Source organism: Rhodohalobacter barkolensis (assembly GCF_002834295.1).
In the GTDB taxonomy this organism is placed as follows: Bacteria; Bacteroidota; Rhodothermia; order Balneolales; family Balneolaceae; genus Rhodohalobacter; species Rhodohalobacter barkolensis.
Genome location: NZ_PISP01000001.1, coordinates 1,616,496 through 1,638,205, shown reverse-complemented (window position 1 = coordinate 1,638,205; position 21,710 = coordinate 1,616,496). Strand labels below are relative to the sequence as shown.

The 21,710-nt window shown below is 43.1% G+C and carries 19 protein-coding genes and 1 tRNA gene; 6 read left to right on the top strand and 14 right to left on the bottom strand.

The window, feature by feature from the left end; translation table 11 throughout:
- Positions 1-399: 399 nt before the first annotated feature.
- Together CWD77_RS06905 and CWD77_RS15765 are read left to right on the top strand one after the other, a co-directional pair.
- Positions 400-473 (top strand) — tRNA-Ile (locus tag CWD77_RS06905).
- Between the two features lie 109 nt (positions 474-582).
- The gene (locus tag CWD77_RS15765; RefSeq protein WP_101072716.1) at positions 583-714 is read left to right on the top strand and encodes a GIY-YIG nuclease family protein; all 132 of its coding nucleotides are present in this window, start codon (positions 583-585) and stop codon (positions 712-714) included.
- A 299-nt stretch (positions 715-1,013) separates the two neighbouring features.
- On the opposite strand, the gene CWD77_RS06895 is transcribed toward CWD77_RS15765, so the two are convergent.
- On the bottom strand, positions 1,014-2,297 hold the full coding sequence (locus CWD77_RS06895) for a citrate synthase (RefSeq protein WP_101072714.1): 1,284 nt from the start codon (positions 2,295-2,297) through the stop codon (positions 1,014-1,016).
- A 111-nt stretch (positions 2,298-2,408) separates the two neighbouring features.
- Here CWD77_RS06895 and CWD77_RS15620 point away from each other — a divergent pair, with 111 nt between their 5' ends.
- Positions 2,409-2,777, top strand: a complete 369-nt coding sequence (locus CWD77_RS15620; protein ID WP_206017962.1) for a hypothetical protein — start codon at positions 2,409-2,411, stop codon at positions 2,775-2,777.
- Positions 2,778-2,842: 65 nt separating this feature from the next.
- Here the strand turns inward: CWD77_RS15620 and CWD77_RS06885 are convergent, their stop codons facing one another.
- Positions 2,843-3,463 (bottom strand): hypothetical protein, encoded by a 621-nt coding sequence (locus CWD77_RS06885; RefSeq protein WP_101072710.1) that lies wholly within the window; start codon positions 3,461-3,463, stop codon positions 2,843-2,845.
- A 345-nt stretch (positions 3,464-3,808) separates the two neighbouring features.
- Between CWD77_RS06885 and CWD77_RS06880 the strand changes: the two genes are divergently transcribed.
- Complete coding sequence (locus CWD77_RS06880) at positions 3,809-3,988, top strand: hypothetical protein (RefSeq protein ID WP_206017961.1); 180 nt, start codon at positions 3,809-3,811, stop codon at positions 3,986-3,988.
- Between the two features lie 154 nt (positions 3,989-4,142).
- Here the strand turns inward: CWD77_RS06880 and CWD77_RS06875 are convergent, their stop codons facing one another.
- Positions 4,143-4,589, bottom strand: a complete 447-nt coding sequence (locus CWD77_RS06875) for an EbsA family protein (RefSeq protein ID WP_101072706.1) — start codon at positions 4,587-4,589, stop codon at positions 4,143-4,145.
- Between the two features lie 504 nt (positions 4,590-5,093).
- Entirely contained in the window at positions 5,094-5,216 is a 123-nt protein-coding gene (locus CWD77_RS15710; RefSeq protein WP_276307513.1) for a hypothetical protein, read from the bottom strand.
- Positions 5,217-5,453: 237 nt separating this feature from the next.
- Between CWD77_RS15710 and CWD77_RS06870 the strand changes: the two genes are divergently transcribed.
- Entirely contained in the window at positions 5,454-6,092 is a 639-nt protein-coding gene (locus CWD77_RS06870; RefSeq protein ID WP_206017960.1) for a hypothetical protein, read from the top strand.
- 372 nt (positions 6,093-6,464) lie between these two features.
- On the opposite strand, the gene CWD77_RS06865 is transcribed toward CWD77_RS06870, so the two are convergent.
- From CWD77_RS06865 to CWD77_RS06845, 5 genes are all read right to left on the bottom strand, one after another.
- A complete protein-coding gene (locus CWD77_RS06865) occupies positions 6,465-7,694 on the bottom strand; it encodes a hypothetical protein (protein WP_101072704.1) in 1,230 nt (409 codons plus the stop codon).
- Between the two features lie 36 nt (positions 7,695-7,730).
- Positions 7,731-10,586 carry an FAD-binding and (Fe-S)-binding domain-containing protein gene (locus tag CWD77_RS06860; protein ID WP_101072701.1) on the bottom strand — a complete coding sequence of 952 codons (2,856 nt, stop codon included), beginning with the start codon at positions 10,584-10,586 and terminating at the stop codon, positions 7,731-7,733.
- Between the two features lie 4 nt (positions 10,587-10,590).
- The gene (locus tag CWD77_RS06855; protein ID WP_101072698.1) at positions 10,591-12,246 is read right to left on the bottom strand and encodes an L-lactate permease; all 1,656 of its coding nucleotides are present in this window, start codon (positions 12,244-12,246) and stop codon (positions 10,591-10,593) included.
- 464 nt (positions 12,247-12,710) lie between these two features.
- Positions 12,711-14,879, bottom strand: a complete 2,169-nt coding sequence (locus CWD77_RS06850) for a PAS domain S-box protein (protein ID WP_165779093.1) — start codon at positions 14,877-14,879, stop codon at positions 12,711-12,713.
- A 518-nt stretch (positions 14,880-15,397) separates the two neighbouring features.
- On the bottom strand, positions 15,398-15,826 hold the full coding sequence (locus CWD77_RS06845; protein ID WP_133120198.1) for a DUF4174 domain-containing protein: 429 nt from the start codon (positions 15,824-15,826) through the stop codon (positions 15,398-15,400).
- Positions 15,827-15,973: 147 nt separating this feature from the next.
- Here CWD77_RS06845 and CWD77_RS06840 point away from each other — a divergent pair, with 147 nt between their 5' ends.
- Positions 15,974-16,273 (top strand): hypothetical protein, encoded by a 300-nt coding sequence (locus CWD77_RS06840; RefSeq protein ID WP_101072690.1) that lies wholly within the window; start codon positions 15,974-15,976, stop codon positions 16,271-16,273.
- Between the two features lie 179 nt (positions 16,274-16,452).
- On the opposite strand, the gene CWD77_RS06835 is transcribed toward CWD77_RS06840, so the two are convergent.
- The 5 genes from CWD77_RS06835 to CWD77_RS15540 all read right to left on the bottom strand — a co-directional run bounded on the left by CWD77_RS06835 (position 16,453) and on the right by CWD77_RS15540 (position 21,472).
- Complete coding sequence (locus CWD77_RS06835; protein ID WP_101072688.1) at positions 16,453-17,943, bottom strand: phage tail sheath family protein; 1,491 nt, start codon at positions 17,941-17,943, stop codon at positions 16,453-16,455.
- Positions 17,944-18,056: 113 nt separating this feature from the next.
- A complete protein-coding gene (locus CWD77_RS06830; protein ID WP_101072685.1) occupies positions 18,057-19,082 on the bottom strand; it encodes a methyltransferase in 1,026 nt (341 codons plus the stop codon).
- Positions 19,083-19,384: 302 nt separating this feature from the next.
- The gene (locus tag CWD77_RS06825) at positions 19,385-20,791 is read right to left on the bottom strand and encodes an amidohydrolase family protein (protein ID WP_101072682.1); all 1,407 of its coding nucleotides are present in this window, start codon (positions 20,789-20,791) and stop codon (positions 19,385-19,387) included.
- 58 nt (positions 20,792-20,849) lie between these two features.
- The gene (locus CWD77_RS06820) at positions 20,850-21,185 is read right to left on the bottom strand and encodes a nuclear transport factor 2 family protein (protein ID WP_101072679.1); all 336 of its coding nucleotides are present in this window, start codon (positions 21,183-21,185) and stop codon (positions 20,850-20,852) included.
- 128 nt (positions 21,186-21,313) lie between these two features.
- The gene (locus CWD77_RS15540) at positions 21,314-21,472 is read right to left on the bottom strand and encodes a hypothetical protein (RefSeq protein WP_165779092.1); all 159 of its coding nucleotides are present in this window, start codon (positions 21,470-21,472) and stop codon (positions 21,314-21,316) included.
- Positions 21,473-21,710 lie beyond the last annotated feature (238 nt).

Sequence of the window (21,710 nt, the reverse complement as noted above, 5' to 3'; positions counted from 1 at the left end):
GTATAGCTCGCCGCGGATCCGCAAGAAAATAAAAAAGGCCGATGGCGATGCCACCGGCCCCTGTAAGGAAACTGAAGAACTCGATTAGGAAATTCAATCAGAATCCTTAACCCCGATTTAATATAACTGAATAGCGGTTAGAAGGAAAATCTGATCGAATTGGGATAAGATAATGCATATCAGGTGGTTGGAGATATTCGGTATACGAAATTCGATTTGAGATGTAATTACTGAAAAATTAAAACCGGATCGCAAATCCTAAATCGACAATCTACAATCGCATATCAGTTAGATTTGATAATAGTTTTTGGAACACACACTTTTGGAATAAAAACCCTATTGTAAATGGTTGGCAAAGCTTGTAATTTTACCGCCCTTTAAAAGGTTGTATATCAAAAAGGGCCCATAGCTCAGTTGGTCAGAGCAGTCGACTCATAATCGATTGGTCGCAGGTTCAAGTCCTGCTGGGCCCACACCTTCGCCAAGGCTTCGGAGTGCGCGCACTCCTTTTTCGAGTATTTTGCAGATCTTGTCCTTTGTTTAATAACTTGTCCTTTTATTTAAGAAATAGAGAGAAACCCAATGTATTATGTCTACATCATAAAAAGTGAGGCAAAAGATTGGCGTTATGTCGGGTTTACAACTGATCTTCGCGAGCGGTTCAAAAATCACAATCAGGGAAAGGTAGCGTCGACAAAAATTTACCCTTTATAAACCTACTCCGGATGCCAACTTAAAAATGCAGGGGAGGGATGGTCTATTGATTGATCCGTCAGATTTGCTCACCGTATACCTTGACAGGCATAGTACTCTTATCCGTTTTCTTACTCCTCTAGTATTCTCTGACTCCCATCCACGCATTTGTCATTCGTGATTGTCATATACCCTTTGCCAAATAGAATATACATGTCTGATCAGAGCAGCCGGCATTGCTCTTTTAAAAACTCATCAAAAGTAAATGAGATCACCCATATTTTGAGTGATCTCATATCAATGTTCAAGGAACCTACCGTTTATCTGTTCTCCAGATCCACGTAGTCCCTTTTGTTCGGGCCGACATAGATCTGGCGCGGACGCGAAATGGGTTCGTTATTATCTCTCATCTCTTTCCATTGGGCAATCCAGCCGGGCAGACGACCCAGTGCAAACATCACAGTGAACATTTCGGTTGGGATGCCGATGGCGCGATAGAGGATGCCGGAGTAGAAATCGACGTTCGGGTAAAGCTTCCGCTCTACAAAGTAGGAATCATTCAGGGCGACTTCCTCCAGCGATTTGGCAATCTCAAGGAGCGGGTCCTCAATATGGAGCTCATTCAATACTTCATCAGCTACTTTTTTAATAATCTTGGCCCGCGGATCGAAGTTTTTGTATACGCGGTGGCCGAACCCCATCAGGCGAAAGTCACTGCTTTTATCTTTGGCTTTCTCTACCATTCTGGCAACGTCGCTGCCTTCGCTATGAATCTGCTCCAGCATTTCAATCACTTGTTGATTGGCCCCTCCGTGCAGTGGTCCCCACAGAGCACAAACTCCGGCCGTGATGGCCGCATACAGGCTGGCGTGGGATGAACCGGCCATCCGGACCGTGGATGCCGAGCAGTTCTGTTCGTGATCGGCGTGTAGAATCAATAGCGTGTTCAGAGCTTTTACAATGGTTGGGTTGATCTCGTACTCCTCCGTGGGCAGCGCAAACATCATATGCAGAAAATTTGAGCAGTAATCCAACTTGTTTTGCGGGTACATAATCGGGAAGCCCTGCGATTTCCGGTACGACCACGCCGCAATGGTGGTGATTTTTGCAATCAACCGGCGGATCGTCAGATCAACCTCTTCCGGATCCAGTTCGGAGCCCTGGGCGTTCGGGTAAAATGTGGATAGAGCCCCGATCATGGAAGCCAGTACACCCATGGGGTGGGCCTTGGCCGGGTACCCCTCGTAGAGCATTTTCATATCCTCATGAATAAGAGTGTGCCGTGTGATTCCATCTCTGAATTTTGATAATTCATCTGCACCTGGCAGATCTCCGTAAATCAGCAGGTAGGCCACTTCCAGAAACGAGGATTTTTCAGCAAGCTGCTCAATGGGATACCCTCTGTACCGCAGCACCCCTTTTTCTCCGTTCAGAAATGTGATGGCGCTTTTAGTGGCTCCCGTACTTTTATACCCTAAATCGGACGTTATAAGGCCGGTTTCACTTCGCAGTTTCGTAATATCTATCGCTATTTCTCCTTCACTTCCTTCGATGAGATCAAGTTCATGGGTATCATTTCCAATAATTAGCTTTGCTTTATCCATACCGGATTCCTCATTTAATTTTTCTTTTCTGTTTTTAATTCTATGAATATAACGGATTGGAAGCGCTTCCTGTATAAGAGATAGTTGGATACCGGCATCAGGGAAATTCCTATGGATCTTTTGAATGAAATCTTTTTGTCAGCATTAGAGTACCGAATAATAGTTGAAAATGAACCGAAGATTTTCACAAAAACCTTATCAGCGCCCTCACTCTCCAGCGTTTTGTTCGTTGGCAATTACCTTGCTGCTGCCGTTCTGGTTGGCCCCCAGACACACTACTTGGGTAAGTACCACGGTTCGGTATATGGAAGGGATGAACGGCCTGTATTTTTCGGTCACAACTGGCTCAGAGGCAATCCAAGTCTCTACAGAGAGAGCATCTGCTGCCTGGACTATAGCGTGGCCAAAGGAGGGAAGCTGGTTGAGTATCGGTTTGATGGAGAGGAGCGGTTGAGAGATGGGAAGTTGGTGTATGTGTGAATAACATTGATCCCATTTTCACGAATATCGATTACTTCTGAACCCACTTGTTAAAAGGTCTGTGGTTAGCGATTCCTGGAAATTGAAAATTTAACATTAACAACTGGACAGAACGAGAGTTTTTGTGAAGTAACAGGTGGAGAATTCATTAAGACTTCAATTGGTAAGCGATGCCATCTGTCTGTTTTAATTATAGCTCCAAGCACAGTTCCGAGAACAAGACCTGAAAGTCCAAGGGCGGCAGCACCAAGTACAAAAGATTCACCTTTGCTAAAGTCAAGCCAACAACCAAAAGGTTCAGAATCATCGCACTCCTCATAGGTTACGAGGCTAATCATACCTCCAAGTAATGCACCGCTAGATAAACCTATCAGAGCTCCTTTACCTGTGTTTCTTTTTTTTCCTGTACTTACGTGTATTCGCCTGATTGAGTTAAAAGGAATTATAAAGTACTCATTATTGGAGAGCAGGTATATTTCTTCAGGAGTGATATTATTTACGGTACCGAATAAAGTCTTTCGGTATAAAGTCTTAGTCTGAGCGGCCGGAGCAGAAATTCTAACTCTATCTCCGACATTGATATTGTTGACCTGAGCCCAGGCTGTGGATTGAATCAGATGTGCAAATAACAAACCGAAAATTAAGTATAGACCTGTTTTTTTGAATATCAGAGCAAAAGTTTTCATGACATTACTCTTTTGGTTTAAATAAATCTACTCATTAATCTTCATTGAGCGAGTATAAAAAACAAAAACATTCTGTAGTCAAATCTATATTGTGGGTTTATTTAGTTTCTTCATATAAGCCCTTTCATGATCTATATGTACCGTTAATTTACCATTGCCTTTGCCCTGCGACTCACCGGGCTATCATCTTTGGGGCATTAATTCAAAAAATGTTCACAGACGGACTGCTATCGGGTGTAATGGTGGGAGAGTTCTTAAAATTATGCGTATGACTCTTTTGCGGTCGGAAACATCCATGGTCTGCCCGATCTGCCTGTCCGAAGTGATGAATCTTTAAACGGATTGGTGTATGGAAGGGATGATCGCCCGGTCTTTTTCGGCCACTACTGGCTTCAGGGAAATCCAAGTCTCTACAGAGAGAACATCTGCTGCCTGGACTACAGCGTGGCCAAAGGAGAGAAACTAGTCGCGTATCGATTTGACGGTGAGGAGAAGTTGAGGGATGGGAAGTTAGTTTTTGTTTGAGCGAAAGGGTGCATTGGGTAACGACATTGCGCATAAGGGGCGTGCAAAATAGCGCCGAATTTGATTTAACATATACTACGGAAACTGATAAAATCGAAACCAGCAGCCAACGGCGAGGCACGTCCCACTTAATGCGCGGGTTATGCACCCAACATTATTGTTTAAAAGCAATATCTTTTGAACTGGATAGCTGTTGGAGGTACTTCTTTAAGTTTTCAATTTGTTCCCTTGTATGAATGGGAAATTTAATTTTGTCAGTCGATCCAACAATTCTTGTTAATTCAATTCGGTCTTTTTTTACTTCAACAGCTTTAACTGTGGACCAATTATATTCTTTTTCACCCCAAATCCAGCCATAGTTTTTAAGAAAAATACCGTCCTCATTTAAGACAAGAGCCTTTTTTCCGGCTACACCTGGGAAAAAAGCAAAAGCAAGACTAAGGACTATACTTGTGAATGAGTTCATCCAATCGATAGTCCCTTCATACTTATATATGAAGGATATAGCCCCAATAAAAAATCCAAGCATTAGCACCCCAAAAAAGCGGATGATTTTTATGTAAATTGTATTGGTATCAACTTTTAGTTCGAAGGGTTCCATTTCTTACTCTTTTTATTACAATTGCTTATCAATTCTTTTAAACTTTGGGTGCATAACATCTAATTACACGCCATATCTCAAGATGTCTCGATTGTCGTGCAATATTCTGAAATTGCGTTTCTTTATATCCAGTCAGATTATGTGTCGTATAACATTCTGGATTTGAGGTTGTCCATAACGAACGCTTTTTATACGACAATCCAATTCACTGGGTAATTGTCATTAGCAAGTGGCTGCAGTATCACGCCTTTCCACAACTGCATAGACATGATAAATCTACCCCGGTACATGACTCCGTATAAAATAATCATTCCCATCAAAGATGCCATTAGAATCTAACGAGATCGTGAAGTAATACATGGGGTTAGAGGTAGAAGATTTGCAAACAAAAACATGATAACAGTAGACACGCAGATCTATAGATGGGTATCCATATATCTCATAATGCTTTGTATAATCAAGAAATGAATAGTTCCTGGAACTCCTCATATTTGCTTCGAAGTGTTACTGAAAGATTTGGGCGTGGCACATGATGTACTTCCATGTAGGTTCGAAACCGGTGGTACAGCATCCTCCAATCACAATCTCACCGCTTTCTACTTTTGGAAGTACCTCAGCAGTCGGCATGCTATACTGAATCCGGGCTGTCCGTTTCGGTCTGTGGGATGAATAATTGGTTTTTGTTTGCGAGGTGGGTTGGTAAATGTTGGGCTCCAAATGAAAGTTTCGAGGCTAAGTGAGTAGACAAGTGATATTTACCAAAACCACAAAGACTTATGATCAGAAATCATCAAATATTTAGAAATAAATTTTATTAAAATTATCAAACTTGCTTAAGTATCTCTTTTTAATTAGGGTAGTTTTATGCAGTTAATAATCAATGCATTTCATATAAAACATAAATTAACAAGAGGAGTGAATATGAAGCATTTCGCAAATTATATTCTAATGGCTAGTATAGGAGTATTTTTAACACTTGGTTGCAACTCAATAACGAGTGATTCAGGGACGGAAATAGATCAACTAACTGAAATAGATCAAGTGACTAAAACTGAATCAAGTACAGCAAACTCTAACTATAAAGATGCTGATAACAACGGTATACCTGATGAAGGTGAAGTGGTAACCGGTACTTATAAGGCTCTATATGCCTATGATGACAACGGAAATGTTTATTTTGATTTAGGTGACGGTAGAGTACAAGGTAATGTGGATTCCGTTGATGAGCTAGATCAGGAGACGCTTACTACATGCGACTACAAAAATCAATACAGAGGTGACTTTGGAAACGACCCATCCTTAGATTCAGGTTGGGTTAAGAATAATATTAACTGTAAGGGTTACGATGATAATGGAAGTTACAGTTATACTATGGTACATGAAACCGATCCTCGTTACACTGGAAACCCTGATTGGGAAATCTGGGGAACTTGGGAGTACAGCACTTATGTGGTTAATGGAGTTGGAAACGTTGTTCGACCAGAGAATCATGTAGGAAGTTAAATTTAAACTATTACCATAAGCGCCAAGGGCTTTTTGCCTTTTGGCGCTTTTTTGGCTTCTAGAATCTGCCTTCCTTTAAATGAAACCCTGTCACCGGTGACGTGAATAGTTGGTACATTAGTGGGCATACCTCTATCTAAAATGGGGTTATTGGCTTTTAAACAATTTATCAGGCGTTTCACAAACGTTAGGTCAAAATCTTCAAGGCTTTCCCAATCTACCTGACCTGAACGGAGACTCTTTAAACGGTTCGGTGTATGTAAGGGATGAAAGACCTGTCTTTTTCGGTCACTACTGGCTCAGGATACCTTTTTGTCAAACTGTAACTTTTTTGTAGTACTCAGTTGTGTATATCAGTTTCGTAAAAAAAAATCAAAAACTGTATTTGAGATGTAGTTGAAACCTCACATTATTGGCGTCTTCTGTATCTGAAACGGTTCCATCGGGTTGAGTGGATCCATATGCTGCTACACTGTACATAATCTCGCCCATGATCTGGAATTTTTCAACCTCCAAGGTTAGCCGTGGTGAAAATCGATAAGTATAATCAATATCCGACCCTCGTCCGTAAAAGTTAACACTATCATTACTGCCCGGTATATCCGTAAATCCTAAGTTTTCAGAATAGCCGCCAAAAACAGAGTAGGTAAGATCTCCATTTCTGTATAACCATTCTGTCCAAAACGATATGATTTCCGAGTTTTTATAGGTGATTTCATTGTTCTGGTTATTAATAAACTCACCATATCCGCCCATCATTAAAAAATTATGCATGTTCTGACCATACAGTCCCTGAATTTTAACAGTTAAATCGGACCAGTCTTTACGGATGTATCCATTAGTGTGCCATGAACCCAGTGTTTCGTCCAGCTTTTCTCCGTTGAGATTCGCAAGCCTTGGCTTTATGACTTTATAACCGACCACAGTTCCAAGATTCCATCCTTTATTCTGATATACCAAATGTAGATTCATCTCAGGTATTGCTGAATTGCGCAGGTAGTCGGGAGATCCTCCATTAGGTCCTGTTGTAGAGAAATCTCGCTGCGTCAACGCTATGAAGGCTGCCGTGAAATTATCTGATAGGTCATAGGTAAACCTGATCTGAGGATTTCGGGAAAAAGCCGCAAAAGGAGCACCACCTCCCCAGGATGAGACTTCCGGAAAGCTGCTTGTAACAAACATTGGATGCCAGTATTGTCCAAATAAAAGAGAGGATTTATCCCAATCCAATTTTATGATAGAGTGGCGCAATCTTACCAGGCTAATTACAGGATCGGAGTTGCCGAGAAAATCAAGTTCCAGTAGTGCACTCGACTGTGCTCCAAATATATCGGGACCTGAAACATCAGCTTTCAAACGACTATGAATTGCAAACATGTTGAAATTAGGCTGTGCGTTTATATCATCACCATTCAGATCTTCCAAGACACGAGATGGAAAGATCAATACGTCACCTTCACGGGCTGATACCGTTTGCCGCGTATCAAAAATACTTTCGTAGCTGATAAAACCGCTGAAATTCAGATCGTATTTACTTTCATCCTGGGCGATCAACAAACCGGGCACAAGAGCGAGTAGAACTAAAAATATTACATATTTCATAACTATATGTTTAATTAGTGGTTGCCTCTGTTCAACTCATTGGGCTTTTACCGGTTTTTTCTTTGCTGTAGTTACCTGATCAACCAAGTAGAGGATGGATGAATAGGTGATGTCACTGTGTGTAGAGAGACCTATTTCGCAGGTTCGATTCGTGCAATAACCGTTTTTTACTTCTTTTGGGATTTGTTCATTAAGATGCCTGAGGCCATGCTCTACCAGCTCGGGATGGCTGAATCCCCGATCGCCGGCGAATCCGCAGCAATTTGTTTCAGGTACGACCACCGATTTTGCACATAGCTTAGCCAGTTCTTCCAGCTTGCTTTCCATCCCCAATTTTTTTGCGCTACATACTGCAAAAACACTGATGGGTTCATCCGTCGGCTGGAAATCCAATTTGGGTGCCAGATATTTAAGGGTAAACTCAACCGGGCCGTACACTTTTAGACGAGGCTCCATATTTTCTACCATAGTTAACTGGCAAGAGCTCATATCGCAAACTATGGGATACCTTCCACCATCGCTGGCTTCATAAAGTGCTTGCTCCAGTCTATCAGAGATCTCTTTCCCCTGTTCTTTAAAGCCTTTGCTGGAAAAAGGCATTCCGCAGCAATGACTAGACAGGTTTTTCGGATAGATGATCTCATAACCTGATTTATGAATAAGCTGTTTCACTTTCGTGGTAAGCGGTACGTTTTCCTCCTGGCCTTTCGGCAAGCCCATGGTCTGATTAATACATGAGGGAAAATAAACCACCTTATCGGGTTTAGTGTCTTTAACAGTGTACTTCTCCGGCTTTACTTTAGGGGCTGCTTTAGGTAAATATTTATTCCATTTGGGTACCCTGTTCCCTGAAATTTTTCGCAACCCGCCGGCAATGGAATCCATTGTTTTGGAGCCAAGCATGGAGTGAAACAGATTCGAGGTATTTAGTGCAAATTTTGTAGCACTCGTGATCGTAGCCATACGCGGAGCCATCGCTGATGCCACTTTCTTCTGTGTTGGTGTATTTTTTTGGCTGCGCAGATCTTTGACAAATTCCCCGGTATTTATATCCAAAGGGCAAGCTATGCCACATAAACCATCTGTAGCACACGTATCAAGAGATTGATAATCATAAGCTTTCTCCATCGAAGCCAATACCTCGGGCTTCTCACCGGTCTCTTTGAGGCGCATCATCTCCCGATAAACAGTGATGCGCTGCCGTGGCGACAGTGTAAGGTCGTGGGAAACACAGGCCGGTTCACAAAATCCACATTCCGTACACATATCAATGGTTTCATGTGCAGCGGGCATGGGTTTCAGATTTTTGAGATGGAGCTCCGGATCATTATTGAGGATAACACCGGGATTGAGCAGATCATTAGGATCAAAGATTGCCTTTAAGCGTTTCATCATTTCATAGGCTTCTGAACCCCACTCTTTTTCCACAAAAGGAGCCATATTACGGCCGGTACCGTGCTCGGCTTTCAGCGCACCATCAAAACGGTCTACCACCAGCTTGGCCAGATCATCCATAAAAGCTTTATATCGCTCCAATTCCTTTTTGTCATCAAAATCCTGGCTGAACACAAAGTGAACATTTCCTTCCAGTGCATGACCAAAAATTACGGCTTCATCATATCCATAATTAGAAAAAAGCGCTTGCAGTGCAGGTATTGCTTCAGCTAATTCCGGAACCGGAAAACATACATCTTCAATAATAACCGATGTCCCCGTTTCCCGCATGGCTCCAACGGTCGGGAATAATCCTTTACGAACTTTCCAGAGTTTAGCGTACTCGGATGGTTTATCGGTAAATTCAATCGGGATCTCGATAGGGATATCTTTTATCGACTTCTTAATTTGTTCAATCTGCAGATCGAGTTTTTCCTTATCGTTGGATGCCGTTTGAACCAGTAAAGAAGAAGCATTTTCGGAAAGATCCTTAAGGTATACCGGCACACCGTCGGCATTTTCCATAGATCTCAGGCTAACCCTGTCCATCAGCTCCACGGCCTGCACCGGCTCCGACTTCAGGCGAATAACGGCACGGCAGGCATCTTCAATGCTTGGGAAGGTTATAAGTGCGCTTGCTTTATGCTGATGCTCTTCCACTGTTCTATACGTGATCTCAGCGATAAATCCGAGTGTACCTTCGGAGCCGATCATAATGTGCTCAAGTATGTCGAATGGATCATCAAAATCTACCAGGGCATTCAAGCTGTAGCCTGTGGTATTTTTCATCTTGAATTTATGGGTAATTCTCTCAGAAAGAGCTTTGTTATTTTTAACATCTTGTGAGAGCTGTTTCAGCTCTTCCAGCAAATTACCGTGCGACTTTTCAAACTCTTTTCGGCTATCTGCGTCTCCTGTATCCAACAGCGTACCGTCTTTTAAAATGACCTTCATGCTATCGACGGTTTGATAGGAGTTTTGAGCCGTTCCGCAACACATACCGCTGGCGTTATTGGCTGCAATACCGCCAATCATGGCTGAGTTAATGGAAGCGGGGTCCGGTCCTATTTTGCGCAAGTACGGTCTCAGTATGTTGTTAGCATGAGCGCCGATAACACCGGGCTGCAGTCGGATTTTATCCCCATTATCTAATACTTTATGCTTTTTCCATGCATTACCGGCAACTACCAACACAGAGTCGGTGATAGCTTGGCCTGAAAGACTGGTTCCGGCCGCTCGAAAGGTTACCGGGATAGAGGCTCTGTTGCACTCCGATAAGATGTAAGACACTTCTTCGGCATTATCAGCCTTGACTACTATTTTTGGAACCAACCGGTAAAAGCTGGCATCCGTACCAAAAGCAAACGTTTCCAGCGGTTCGGTATATATTCTCGACGGATCAATTTTTTGGGAAAATTGGTTGTAAATATCTTTGTACTCTTTTGGTAGATGTTTCATGGTATTAGGTGGTTAAAGGAGAAAAGCCGGCGAGGATAAGGACACCAAAAATAAACGTAATAAGTAGATAGTAGAGCAGGGCCGGTACTGCATTTGTTCGAATGATTTGTCCCTCAGCGCCAATACATCCAACCGTGGCTGCGACGGCAACCACATTATTAACACAAATCATATTTCCGATTCCTGCTCCAACACCCTGCATTGCCGTAATGAGTATGGGGGAAAAATCAAGTAGGACGGCGGTTTCAAACTGAAACGACATAAACAGAATATTTGATACGGTTGCCGAACCCGACATAAAAGAGCCCAAGGCACCTATGGCCGTAGCAAAAAGTGGATATGCTGAACCGGATAAATTTGATGCCGCGACCGCCATTTCCGTAAGCATGCTGTCCATGCCTGTGGTGTTAACATCAGAATTAAGCATAAGTTGAACCATGCCAACGCCGGCAAACAAGGCGATAGCCGCATTCTTTATCTGTTTAAACGTGAGTATCCATGCATCTTTTAAATCTTTGAAGGGCATTTTATACATGAAGTGAGTGATAATTGCGACCAGTATAAAAGGTATGGTCCCCGGTAAGTAGGCCCATTTTAATTCATACGTCAGACCGGAGATGTTTGCGACATTGTTAAATATAAGCTCCTGGTCTACAAGGAAATTTTTCAGGCCGAATTCAGGAATTCTGGTCACTACAAGAATAATGGCAATCAGCAGGTATGGGGCCCAGGCTTTCAGTAAAGACATTTTTGCTTCTCCTGTGTTTCCGGTGTCAATATTAGACCGCCAGATTTTAGGCCATGATTCTTTTTCGGGGAAATCCCACTCATCTTTTGGTACGAGGAAATCTTTTTTGGCTGCATAAACTACAATTCCAAGACCAACGAAAGCACCTACAAGCGAAGGAAGTTCCGGGCCGAATATAATGGCAATAAGCACGTACGGAACTGTAAATGCGGCACCGGCAAAGATTGCAAAAGGTGCTGCCGCGAGTGCCGGTTTTATAGATTTGGTTTTACCAAATATGCGCGTCATGATCATAATTCCGAGCAGTGGAAGAAGTACTCCGGCAAATAAATTCGGGATGGCGATCCATTGGGTCAGAGACATCATAAAAGTATCTGACGCGACTCCCAGTTGCTCAAGATTGGTGTCGAGAGTACTCATGGCACCGAAAATAGGAGTTCCCACAGCGCCGAAAGGAACTGCAACGGTGTTAAATATGAGGGCTACAATGGCAGCAGCAAGAGGTGGGAATCCTAAGCCTACCAGTAACGGACCGGCCAGGGCAGCAGGCGTTCCAAAGCCGGCGGCACCTTCAATAAAAGAACCGAACATGAATCCTATAATAATAACTTGAACTCGTCTGTCCGTTGAAATTCCGCTAAAGCCATTGTTTATCGTTGTCATAGCCCCTGAAATCTTCAGGGTGTTGAGAATAAGAATGGCCCCGAAAATGATGATGAGTATGTCCAATGCTTTTAAAAAACCAAAAAACGTGTAACCAAACACAAATGGCAACGTCATCTGCCAGTAGAAAAAGGCGACCGCTATGGCTATCAGCAAAGATAAGGGCAGGGCTTTTGTAGCGGGCCAGTTCATTCCGGCCATCAAAACAATAGCAGCAAGAATGGGTATAAAGGCTAACAGAGCACTCATAGAGATATTATTTTTATGATTAGAAGGCTTTAAAATACCTTCAGTTTTCCAAACGTATGATATAAACTGCGTTCTTACTGCTTTTAAAGAGGTAGGCAATGATCATTTAATATAGAGCAGAAAATACTTCCCTAAAGAATCCTGTTTGATTAAATAATTGCCGAAATGCTGTAAATCCCAAAATCTCACATTATTATGTGAAATCTGATAAAGACATGCAACCTACATAATGATAAAGACATGCAACCTACATAATGATAAAGACATGCAACCTACATAATGATAAAGGCAAAACATTCATATTGATGGGGCTATATTAAAACTGTTATAGTGGAATACTTTACGTGTATTAATATTTAGCGATTATTCAAGGGTTGAGACAAAGCAGGCAAGTTAACTTCTTCACCGGTGACGTGAATAGTTGGTACATTAGTGGGTACACCTTTCTCAAAATCGGCTTATTATCATAAAGAACTACCTACACCTTTAATATCCTCTTTTTTAAATGTCAGTTTAAATTGAGCTCCTTGCTCAAGCGAGGAATAAGAGTACTCTGCATGCAGTTGGCCGGCCAGCGACTCTATTAACTCCAGCCCAAGTGATTTTTCTCTGCCTTTCGGATTAAAATCATCAGGCAATCCTTTTCCGTTATCTTTAATGATTAAGGTGATTTCACCATCTGTTTCGAATAGAGAAACAGCTATTGTACCGGAATCCCCCTCTTCAAAAGCATGTTTTAACACATTGGTTACAACTTCGTTTATAATCAAGGATAGAGGAACCGCTTGGTTGATATTCAGAATGATCGGTTCAAGGTCGTATGTTGTATCCAGATCTACAGATACCTCATATGAAGAGGTAATTCCGTTTATAAGCCTGCTGATGTTTTTATCCAGCTTCAAATTGGTGAAACTTAAGGATTGGTAGAGAAGCTCATGAATGGTTGCCATCGTTTTGATTCGATTGGTACTGTCGAGCAGTTTTTCCCGAAGCTTTTTATCCTCCTCTTTGAAATACTGCAGATACAATATCCCTGAAACAACAGCCAGGTTATTTTTTACTCTGTGGTGGATCTCTCTCAATAGCGTCTCTTTCTCTTCCACCGAAATTTGCAGTTTTTTCCGTCTCTCCATTTCTTCTGTTATATCTACCGAAACTCCTCCTACGTTGCTACCATTGAGCGGAAAGATATTGGTCTTATAAAACCGTGTTCCTGTTTTTGTCTCCACGCTTTCTTCAAACAGATGAGACTCTCCTGAACTCATCACTTTCTGATCATTTTCGTTAAACTGACGCGCGGTCTCTTTATCAAAAAGGTCGTGAACGGTTTTACCGATCACATTCTGTTCACCAAGATCAAAAAGATCTCTATAATTTTGGTTCATATAGAGATGCTTTCCTTCATGGTCTCGAATCCAGATTGCCGTGGAGGTTTGTTCTGCCAGCTCCTCCAACAGCTTTTCACGTCGTTCAACCTGATCTTTCGCCTCTTTTAAATCACTGATATCCACAATAGCCCCGATAATTTTGACCGGAGTCCCATCCTCATTGTGGTCAACATAATTGTGATTCATTACATACTTATACGAGCCATCATACGTCTTGATCCGGTATACCAGCTTCAACTTCTCGCATTCACCTTCCAAGGTCGATGAAACATCATGGACAACTCTTTCAAGGTCATCCGGGTGGATCTTGTCAATCCACCAGTCGTAATCCACAAACCGCTCTTCATGTGGGTAACCGAGAATATCCGTCAGCTCATCACCCCATGCAAGATCCTTTGACTCCCAATCCAGCTCATAAACCAGATCTGTAGCCACATCCACTACTTTTTGGAATTTTTCCTTAAGTTTGTGTACACCGCTCACGGCTTCTTTTTGTTCATTTACATCTTTTGCAGAACAATACCATACGCCATTTTCGCAGGTGAAATTACATTCAAACCACCGTTTTATATTCTCTTTGTTAATAAATTGGAGATCTACGGAATATCGCCCATCAATCTTGTTTTCCGGAGTAAGCCATTCATTGACGGCTTTGACTGATTTTTCTTCAGTTGCCACCAAATCCATGAAACGGGTATTCAGCAGGTTGTCCGGAGAGTACCCCAATGCTTGTTCAATATCATTATTTACATCAATAATTTTTCCGGATTCAGGCTGAACCATAAACGTGATGTCAGTCGAATTTTCCAGGAAAATAGATTGCCTTTTCAGCTCCCTTTCTTTCTCGTTTAGGTGATTATTTAGCTCGTAGTAGTGTAGCTTAAGAACTGTTTCGTTAGCAAGGGCTCTCAAACACTCTTTTTGTGTATCGGTGAGGTCTCGCGGTTTTGAGTCGAACAGACAGAGTGAACCCACTCTTGAACCTGAGTCGCTTTTCAGAGGGGCACCGGCATAGAAGCCGATCGTTTCCAAATCTCTTTCTGTAAGAGACATTTTGAGTTCCGTATTTTTACGGATGTTATTAATAACCCGGACGTCCTGTTCCGTGTCCAACTTTTCGCAGATACTTTGAATACCGGCAATCTCAGTATCCTCCCACTTACCGTAAGTGGCAAGCGTTTTCTGTTCATTATTATCAATAAGATTAACAACTGAGAATGGAACATCGCAAATCTCAGTTGCCATTTTTAAAATTGGTTCTAAATGCTCTTTTATTTTTTCTGAATGATCAATTTCTAAATTAAGATCATTTTTAATACGACTGTCTGTTGAAGTATCCATAATAGCCTTCACACACTGAATTTTGTAAAAACAAGTATTCGTATATGAGTATTTTGCTCTAGGATGTATTTATATAAATGCACAACTAGTCAAAAGTGTTCCATTAAACCATTGGGCAACAATGCATATAATAATATATACCGGTTTTTGGAAAAGAGTACTTTTTTGAAGTTAACGTATTAAACTTATGTATTGACCAGAATGTAGTAAACCCCAAAAGTTTAATTTAGATCGACTTTAAATCCCGAATAGTTAAACTTGTGCGATGTTTTCATTCGTTAACTTTCAAATACGAAATATCCTTACTGATTGAAATTCAAAGAATAAAAGATTTGCCAATTTATTCTTTTCGAAAATGGATCCGGTGAATTGTTAAAAAGACCTGAGCCTCACTGACAGTAGACAGTACTTTAACTGCTACTCTACCCGCCTTCTCTCATCTCACGCTGACGCATCGGCATACGGTCAATAACACGAAAAAGTTCATCGGGTTCCAGCAACTCATCCTGGTTGAGTTTTACACTGCTGTCTTTTCCGATCAGGAAGATGGAGTAGCCGTTTTCTTTTGGTGATAGCCTCTCACGGATGTTTTGGCTTGATGAGTCCGATATGGCCTCGCCATTAAGTGTGGAGCACTCTTCATTAAAAATGGAGATCAAGATTAGGTCTCGGTCCAGGAATTCGTCTTCAAGGGAAGAGAATCTGTCCATTTGAGTTTGGTAGGTTTCGTCATCTGAATGAGATGCAGAAATCACGAGGATTCTGTTCTCCCACTGAAAAGATTCGAGGGAAATCTCTTTACCCGTACAGGGTTGATCTTGTCGAAAGTCGGTGGAGCTTATCTGAGTCATGGCAAAAAAGGGTAAGAAAGTAAAAATCAGCAGCAGTTTCACGCCGGCATGGGTTTGGAAGTTGTATAGATTGTTCGTTGTGGGATAAGCAAAAACAATCCGGAGACCTCGAGCCGTTCCGTTTTAAAAACCGAAAGTATTTTGGGCATGATTGGCTGTTCAGGTTTTAATTACAATCTCAACCAATCTCCAGCTGAGGGTGTGGCGGTCGAGCATCAGTCAACGGTACTCACTCTTGTTGGTTTTGACGGTATAGTAAAACTGCAGGGATTTGCCGTGTCTCTCCTGATGCATCATCCGGATCTCCTGCACTTTGTAGACTTTACCATTTTTTCTTTTGAATCGAATCGGCCTGATTCTGCGGAGCACATGACCGGATGGTTCTCCGGTCATGAAAATGAGTACTTTTGGCGGTTCAAAAGTACTAAGGACAATATTAATTCGTAGATATTCACTATAACATTTCTAACGAATTTAGGACCCGAAGGTTAATGTTAGGGGCCACCTTCCTATAGTCTTTTACTGATACTGAACAAAATTCTGACTAGGTAAAAGAGATCAGAACATTATCTCTATCTCTGCTGTGTTAAAAATAAGGCCTAAAAATTCACCTTGAACTGTTTGGCTCAGGCTTCCAGCATCTTGTGGGAATACTGCAGAATGGTAAATTCGGCCGGACGAACCGCTGCAATTCCGATGACTATAATCATTTGACCTTCCTCGATTTGTCTGGCTGTCATGGTTTCACCCAGCCCCAGCTTCACAAAATAAGCTTCGTCGGGTTTGGCACCGGCCATCGCACCTGATTTCCAGAGCGTGTAAAGGTAGTTCTCAAGCATGGTTTTTATTTTTGACCATGTAGTCGAATTGTTGGGTTCAGATACAAACCGTTCCGTCGCATTTTTGGCCGACTCTTCCACCATGTTGAAAAAGCGGCGTACCGGAACATACCGCCACTCATTGTCGTTACCGGCAAGCGTGCGGGCACCCCATACCATAATTCCCCGTCCCTCAAAACTCCTTATGGCATTGATCGATTTACCCGAACTGTGCACGTTCAATAGGCTCTGACTATGATCATCAATTCTAACGGTGGGAGATGTAACACCATTAAGAGAAACATTGGCCGGTGCTTTCCAGACGCCTCTGCTATAATCCACCCTGACATAAATACCCGCCACAGCTCCGGAGGGCGGCAGTTCCAGCTGTATCGAATTGAGCTTTTTTTTGATGGTTTGATAGGTGTTTTTGCCCGGACTATCAACAACATGAAAGAACGACTCGCTTTCCTTATCCGGTTCAGCCTGTACTGTTTCATCAGAATGTCGCAATACATATTGATTCCCGTCTTTTACTATCACAATATCATCTTCTGAAAAATCGTAGGACAACGTTGTTTTCAGATCCGGGAAATAGGCGGCCCCAAACTTTAGATTATTGCTTCCAATTTTATTCCTGAACTCTGATGCGGACTTTCCAATTGTGTCATTTGCATCCTGTACCATCTCAACATCGCAAATCAAAAAACGAAGATTGTCTGAACAGTGGTCCAGTGCTTCGTTGTAGACCTCCTCATACCTTCCGGAATTCAGCGGACTGTTCACATCCGGAAAGACAAGCAGTGTGGGTTCATCCTCCGGCTTTAAAAGCTTTAATCCGTTCAGAAGATCTTCGTTATTTACCGTGCCGGTGTACGTTCCAGCCGAAATAATCCAGCACTTTCCACCGCCATTGGCAAAAAACATCTTTACTGAATAGAACAGCCTGTAATCAGGTATGGGCTTAAGGTCAGGCAGATGAATATTCCCGGTCGGATCAATCTCAATCGTTCCAAAGTGATGTGTTCCTCCGCCAAATTTTTCAATGTATCCATTGAAAGAAGTGATCTTAACCGGAGTATTAACCTTGGTTTCTGTGTAGCCGATAAATACCGGAATGGCTGTTTCTACCTCTTCAATAGCTTGTGGAGGGTCGGCTGCTTCTTCTGTATAAACACCCGGAGCCTCATTATTAGGATTATCCTCTTTTGAACGGTTTGGCAGAATCCATTTCAACGACTGAATGAAGGTTCCCTTGATAAAACCCCATATACTCTGAAAAAACGTATTTTTCTCCATAAACCATTGTAATAAAATTTTAGAAAATAAATTCAAATAAAAATTCAGTTTCTCAGTCCTATCGATCAGTAGAATGAGAGGAGGGAAGCTGGATACGTATTGTTTTGGGAGGCTCAGGCCGTACGCCCCTCCACCACGCTTATCAGTTGATCATCTGCTTCGTGATGAGCTGCCAGCTTCATTCCGGCACGCGAAAAAAGCGCGTCGTACTCTTCGAGGGTGCGCTGCCGTCCGCCGGTCGCCACCATAATCTTGATGTCGTAGAGCTTTGTGAAGTCTGTCGATGAATCGGTTACCACATACTCAGCGCTCAGTACCGGGGCTCCTTTCGGTGCTGCGGCCTGAATGTTCTGTAATATCTGAATACACTCTTCATCGCTCCATGCATGCAGGTTGTGCTTCATAATGTAACCGTCCGCCTGGGGTACACTCTCGAACATGTCGCCTCCCGTGAAGGTGATTCGATCAGCCACGCCCATTTTTTCCGGCACCGCACCGGCCTCCTTCACGGCAGAGAGCAGGTCGAGCACCTCGCCGGTAAGGTTAGCATGCTCTTGGAGCAGGCGACTGAGCAGATAACCGCGCCCGCCACCTACGTCACAGAGATGACTGACCCCTGTGAGCGTGTCGCCGTTGTCGAGCACGTCGAGTACGGCTGCAGCCTCCATCTCGGAATTGCTGGTCATGGCCTGGTCGAATACCTCAGCATACTCCGGATCGATTTCCGTGTACTCGTAGCCGGAGTGCCCATACTCCTCTTTGAAGCCATCCGCTTGTCCAGTTCGCACTAGTTTAGGAAGATGGGTCCAGGCGGGGAATTCGTATCCATGTTCTAGAAGAACTGCGCTCCGAAAGCTTTGAGGATGCTCACTGCTCAACAGGGCGCCTTTCTCGGTAATCTCGAAGGTACCTTCGGAGCGTTCCTGAAGAAAGTCCAGCGTCCCGAGGGCGCGTAGGAGGCGGTAGGTGTTCTCGGGATCGAGCTCCAGCGTTTCGGCCACGGCATCAGCCGAACGAGGTGCATCAGCAAGTGCCTCGAAGACGCCCAGCTTAACACCCGCATGCGCGATTTGACCGGCCCAGTGGCCGGTGATTTGTTTTAAAAGTTCATCCGCTGTCTGTTGCTTTGCGTTACTCATAGTAATCTTAGTTTTGATTAAGAATAAAATTTTCCAGTACAGAACATTTTTTTTAAATGATCAGAGATTTGAGTCGATATTTCGTGATGGATATGATTATAGATTTCAATTAATTATAGAGGCACACTGTCTTTAAGAAGCTTGGTCACTGTCGTTAAAGGCAGAACAAATAAAATAATATTGATCAACAGGAGCCAAGCCCCTAACCGGGTAACCTTGTGAATTTGTTTTGTTGTGAGGGCGCATTCGCAGTCGATTGATAAAAAACCTCTGACTCTTGATACTGTTGAATACTCATGATTTTAATATTCAAGATTAGATATAACTATTTCTCCTCCTTGTATAACCATCTCCATATTTTCCAACACTGAAAGATCCTCAAGTGGATTCCCATCCACCACAATCAGATCGGCAAGTTTACCTTCTTCAAGAGTTCCTATTTCATCACCCATCTCCAATGCATTGGCTGCATTAACGGTGGCGGCTTTGATGATTGCTTCTCGGGAAAGTCCGCCCCATCGGAGCATTTTCATTTCTGTGATTGTCACCGCGCCGGGCTGAACGGCGGGATGGCTCACGTTGAGTCCGCTCCACCAGTCCGACCCAACCACAACCGGAACCCCGGCCTCGGCGAAGGCAGTCGCCTCCCAGGCTCCCGATTCGATTACTTTGCGAGCAGAAGATTCGCCTTTGAGCACGGCTTCAATATCCTTAGGATTTGTACCGCCCTCAGCGAACAGGAGGATTGATGACAGCGTTGTCGTTACCGGTGTACGTTCGTTTGCTAAAAAATTGGCAAAGCGATCCATCTGCCCTTCGGGGATAGTGGCCGGATGTACCAGATGAGCAAACCCATCCATGCCCATTTTGGCGTAGCTTTCCATCTGTTCGGCTTCATACACGTGTCCCTCCACCCTTACTCCTTCCCGATGGGATTCCTCCACGATAGCCTCAACGATCTCCTCATCAATCTGAACAGGGGGGTTGATGCTATCGGAGACGAGTTTAATAAAATCGACCCCCTCCTCAGTCAATCGGCGCACGTTCTTCCGTGCCTCTTTGGGCCCGCTTACCACTTCGGCGAGATGGTCGCTGCAGTAAGAATCTTGGCCGGTTATATTAACTCTGGAGAACTTGCCCTCGCAGATGGTCGTAGCGGGATGACCACCATCGGCCGTAAACACGGGCCCCGAGGTCATTATACGCGGCCCTTCGAGCTCACCATCGGCGATCCGGTCTCGAAGCTCGCCTCCCGATGGCCAGTAGCTTCCTGTCGAGCGGACGGTGGTTATCCCATGCTCAAGAAAATTCCGAAGAATATCGGGGACGTTTTCCTTAAGGTGCCGGGCAACAGCAGCCGAATCTCGCCCTTCCGGGGGAATAGTAAGGTGAACATGGGCGTCGATGAGGCCTGGAAGCACGGTCTTCCCGGAAGCGTCAATGCGGCGTGCATCAGGAGCTTCAATCGGCTTCTGGGTTACCGAATAGATACTATCGCCGGCAACGACTACCGATGCTTGTTCCAAAACCGTTCCGTTACCAATGATCACGCGTCCGTTTTCGATCACAAGTGTGGGCTGGGCAACCGCGGCTGAGGAATAACAAAACGCTGTGAGAAGAATAATCAGCAGGTATCCTGTAACGTTACCTACTGACTCTGGTTTAATGAATAATCTACTTTTTTTCGCCTTTATATCTGATGATTCCATAATTAACTATCAGATGTAAAATTATTATTTCAAACATATGAGGTCCCTAAGCTGATACTTAGGTATACATCCGTACGAACGTAATTTGTCCGTCATCTACTAAGTATGCGACCACTGCATGCGCCTCTTCGGGAAATCCTTCAGCATTAAGTCCCTGAATTTTCTCTTCATCAAATACCCAGTCTCCGACAGATGTCCGGTTGACGATTTCACAGTGAAGATTAGGACTGTTTTTAAATACGCTGCTGTAGAACGTCCGAATTTCTTCACTTCCACTCATCATCTCCTCGCCGCTGCCATTTTCAACCGTTATTTTAGGCGCGTAGGATTCCATGAAAGCGTCTATATCTCTGTTATTAAAGGCTTCAAACTGTTGCTGAACCGGATAGTCCATAATGGTTACCTCTCAAAATTTAGGGTTAGAATTCATATGACTATTAAAAAATCAAAACCTATATTTACTCCTGATTTAAATCTTTTCAGGTAAAATGCATCCATTTGTAAATAATTCGGGTTAAGCACCTACTGCATCTGTACTCCCTGCACTATATCGCGATAAATCTTCCAGTTGTCATCGATATTTTTCCATATACAGACATTTCGCTCCTTACGGATTTCTTCACCCTCCCTGTTAAATACCGTTCCGATACCATATTCATATGCAATATGTATGATTCCCAAAGATTTCGACCTCTTGGGCTTCCGGTTTGATGATAAGTCCGGCACCAATTAAGCCTTCGATGACCTTTTTTACACCTACTGTTCCTTCAACCATTCCACCGTTTGGAGGATAGAATTTAGCATACTTCTCTATAGAGGGTTTCTGCTAATTCCGCAGGCTTATTTTTTATGAACTGTGTAAATTGACTATAGCTGGCATTAATAGTCTCCTTTATTTAAAACCTGTATTTAGTATTAA

Coding starts and splice junctions, on each gene's coding strand:
- CWD77_RS15765 (WP_101072716.1), top strand. CDS start 583: ATGTATTATGTCTACATCATAAAAAGTGAGGCAAAAGATTGGCGTTAT.
- CWD77_RS06895 (WP_101072714.1), bottom strand. CDS start 2,297: ATGGATAAAGCAAAGCTAATTATTGGAAATGATACCCATGAACTTGAT.
- CWD77_RS15620 (WP_206017962.1), top strand. CDS start 2,409: ATGGATCTTTTGAATGAAATCTTTTTGTCAGCATTAGAGTACCGAATA.
- CWD77_RS06885 (WP_101072710.1), bottom strand. CDS start 3,463: ATGAAAACTTTTGCTCTGATATTCAAAAAAACAGGTCTATACTTAATT.
- CWD77_RS06875 (WP_101072706.1), bottom strand. CDS start 4,589: ATGGAACCCTTCGAACTAAAAGTTGATACCAATACAATTTACATAAAA.
- CWD77_RS15710 (WP_276307513.1), bottom strand. CDS start 5,216: ATGCCGACTGCTGAGGTACTTCCAAAAGTAGAAAGCGGTGAGATTGTG.
- CWD77_RS06870 (WP_206017960.1), top strand. CDS start 5,454: ATGCAGTTAATAATCAATGCATTTCATATAAAACATAAATTAACAAGA.
- CWD77_RS06865 (WP_101072704.1), bottom strand. CDS start 7,694: ATGAAATATGTAATATTTTTAGTTCTACTCGCTCTTGTGCCCGGTTTG.
- CWD77_RS06860 (WP_101072701.1), bottom strand. CDS start 10,586: ATGAAACATCTACCAAAAGAGTACAAAGATATTTACAACCAATTTTCC.
- CWD77_RS06855 (WP_101072698.1), bottom strand. CDS start 12,246: ATGAGTGCTCTGTTAGCCTTTATACCCATTCTTGCTGCTATTGTTTTG.
- CWD77_RS06850 (WP_165779093.1), bottom strand. CDS start 14,879: ATGGCAACTGAGATTTGCGATGTTCCATTCTCAGTTGTTAATCTTATT.
- CWD77_RS06845 (WP_133120198.1), bottom strand. CDS start 15,826: ATGACTCAGATAAGCTCCACCGACTTTCGACAAGATCAACCCTGTACG.
- CWD77_RS06840 (WP_101072690.1), top strand. CDS start 15,974: ATGATTGGCTGTTCAGGTTTTAATTACAATCTCAACCAATCTCCAGCT.
- CWD77_RS06835 (WP_101072688.1), bottom strand. CDS start 17,943: ATGGAGAAAAATACGTTTTTTCAGAGTATATGGGGTTTTATCAAGGGA.
- CWD77_RS06830 (WP_101072685.1), bottom strand. CDS start 19,082: ATGAGTAACGCAAAGCAACAGACAGCGGATGAACTTTTAAAACAAATC.
- CWD77_RS06825 (WP_101072682.1), bottom strand. CDS start 20,791: ATGGAATCATCAGATATAAAGGCGAAAAAAAGTAGATTATTCATTAAA.
- CWD77_RS06820 (WP_101072679.1), bottom strand. CDS start 21,185: ATGGACTATCCGGTTCAGCAACAGTTTGAAGCCTTTAATAACAGAGAT.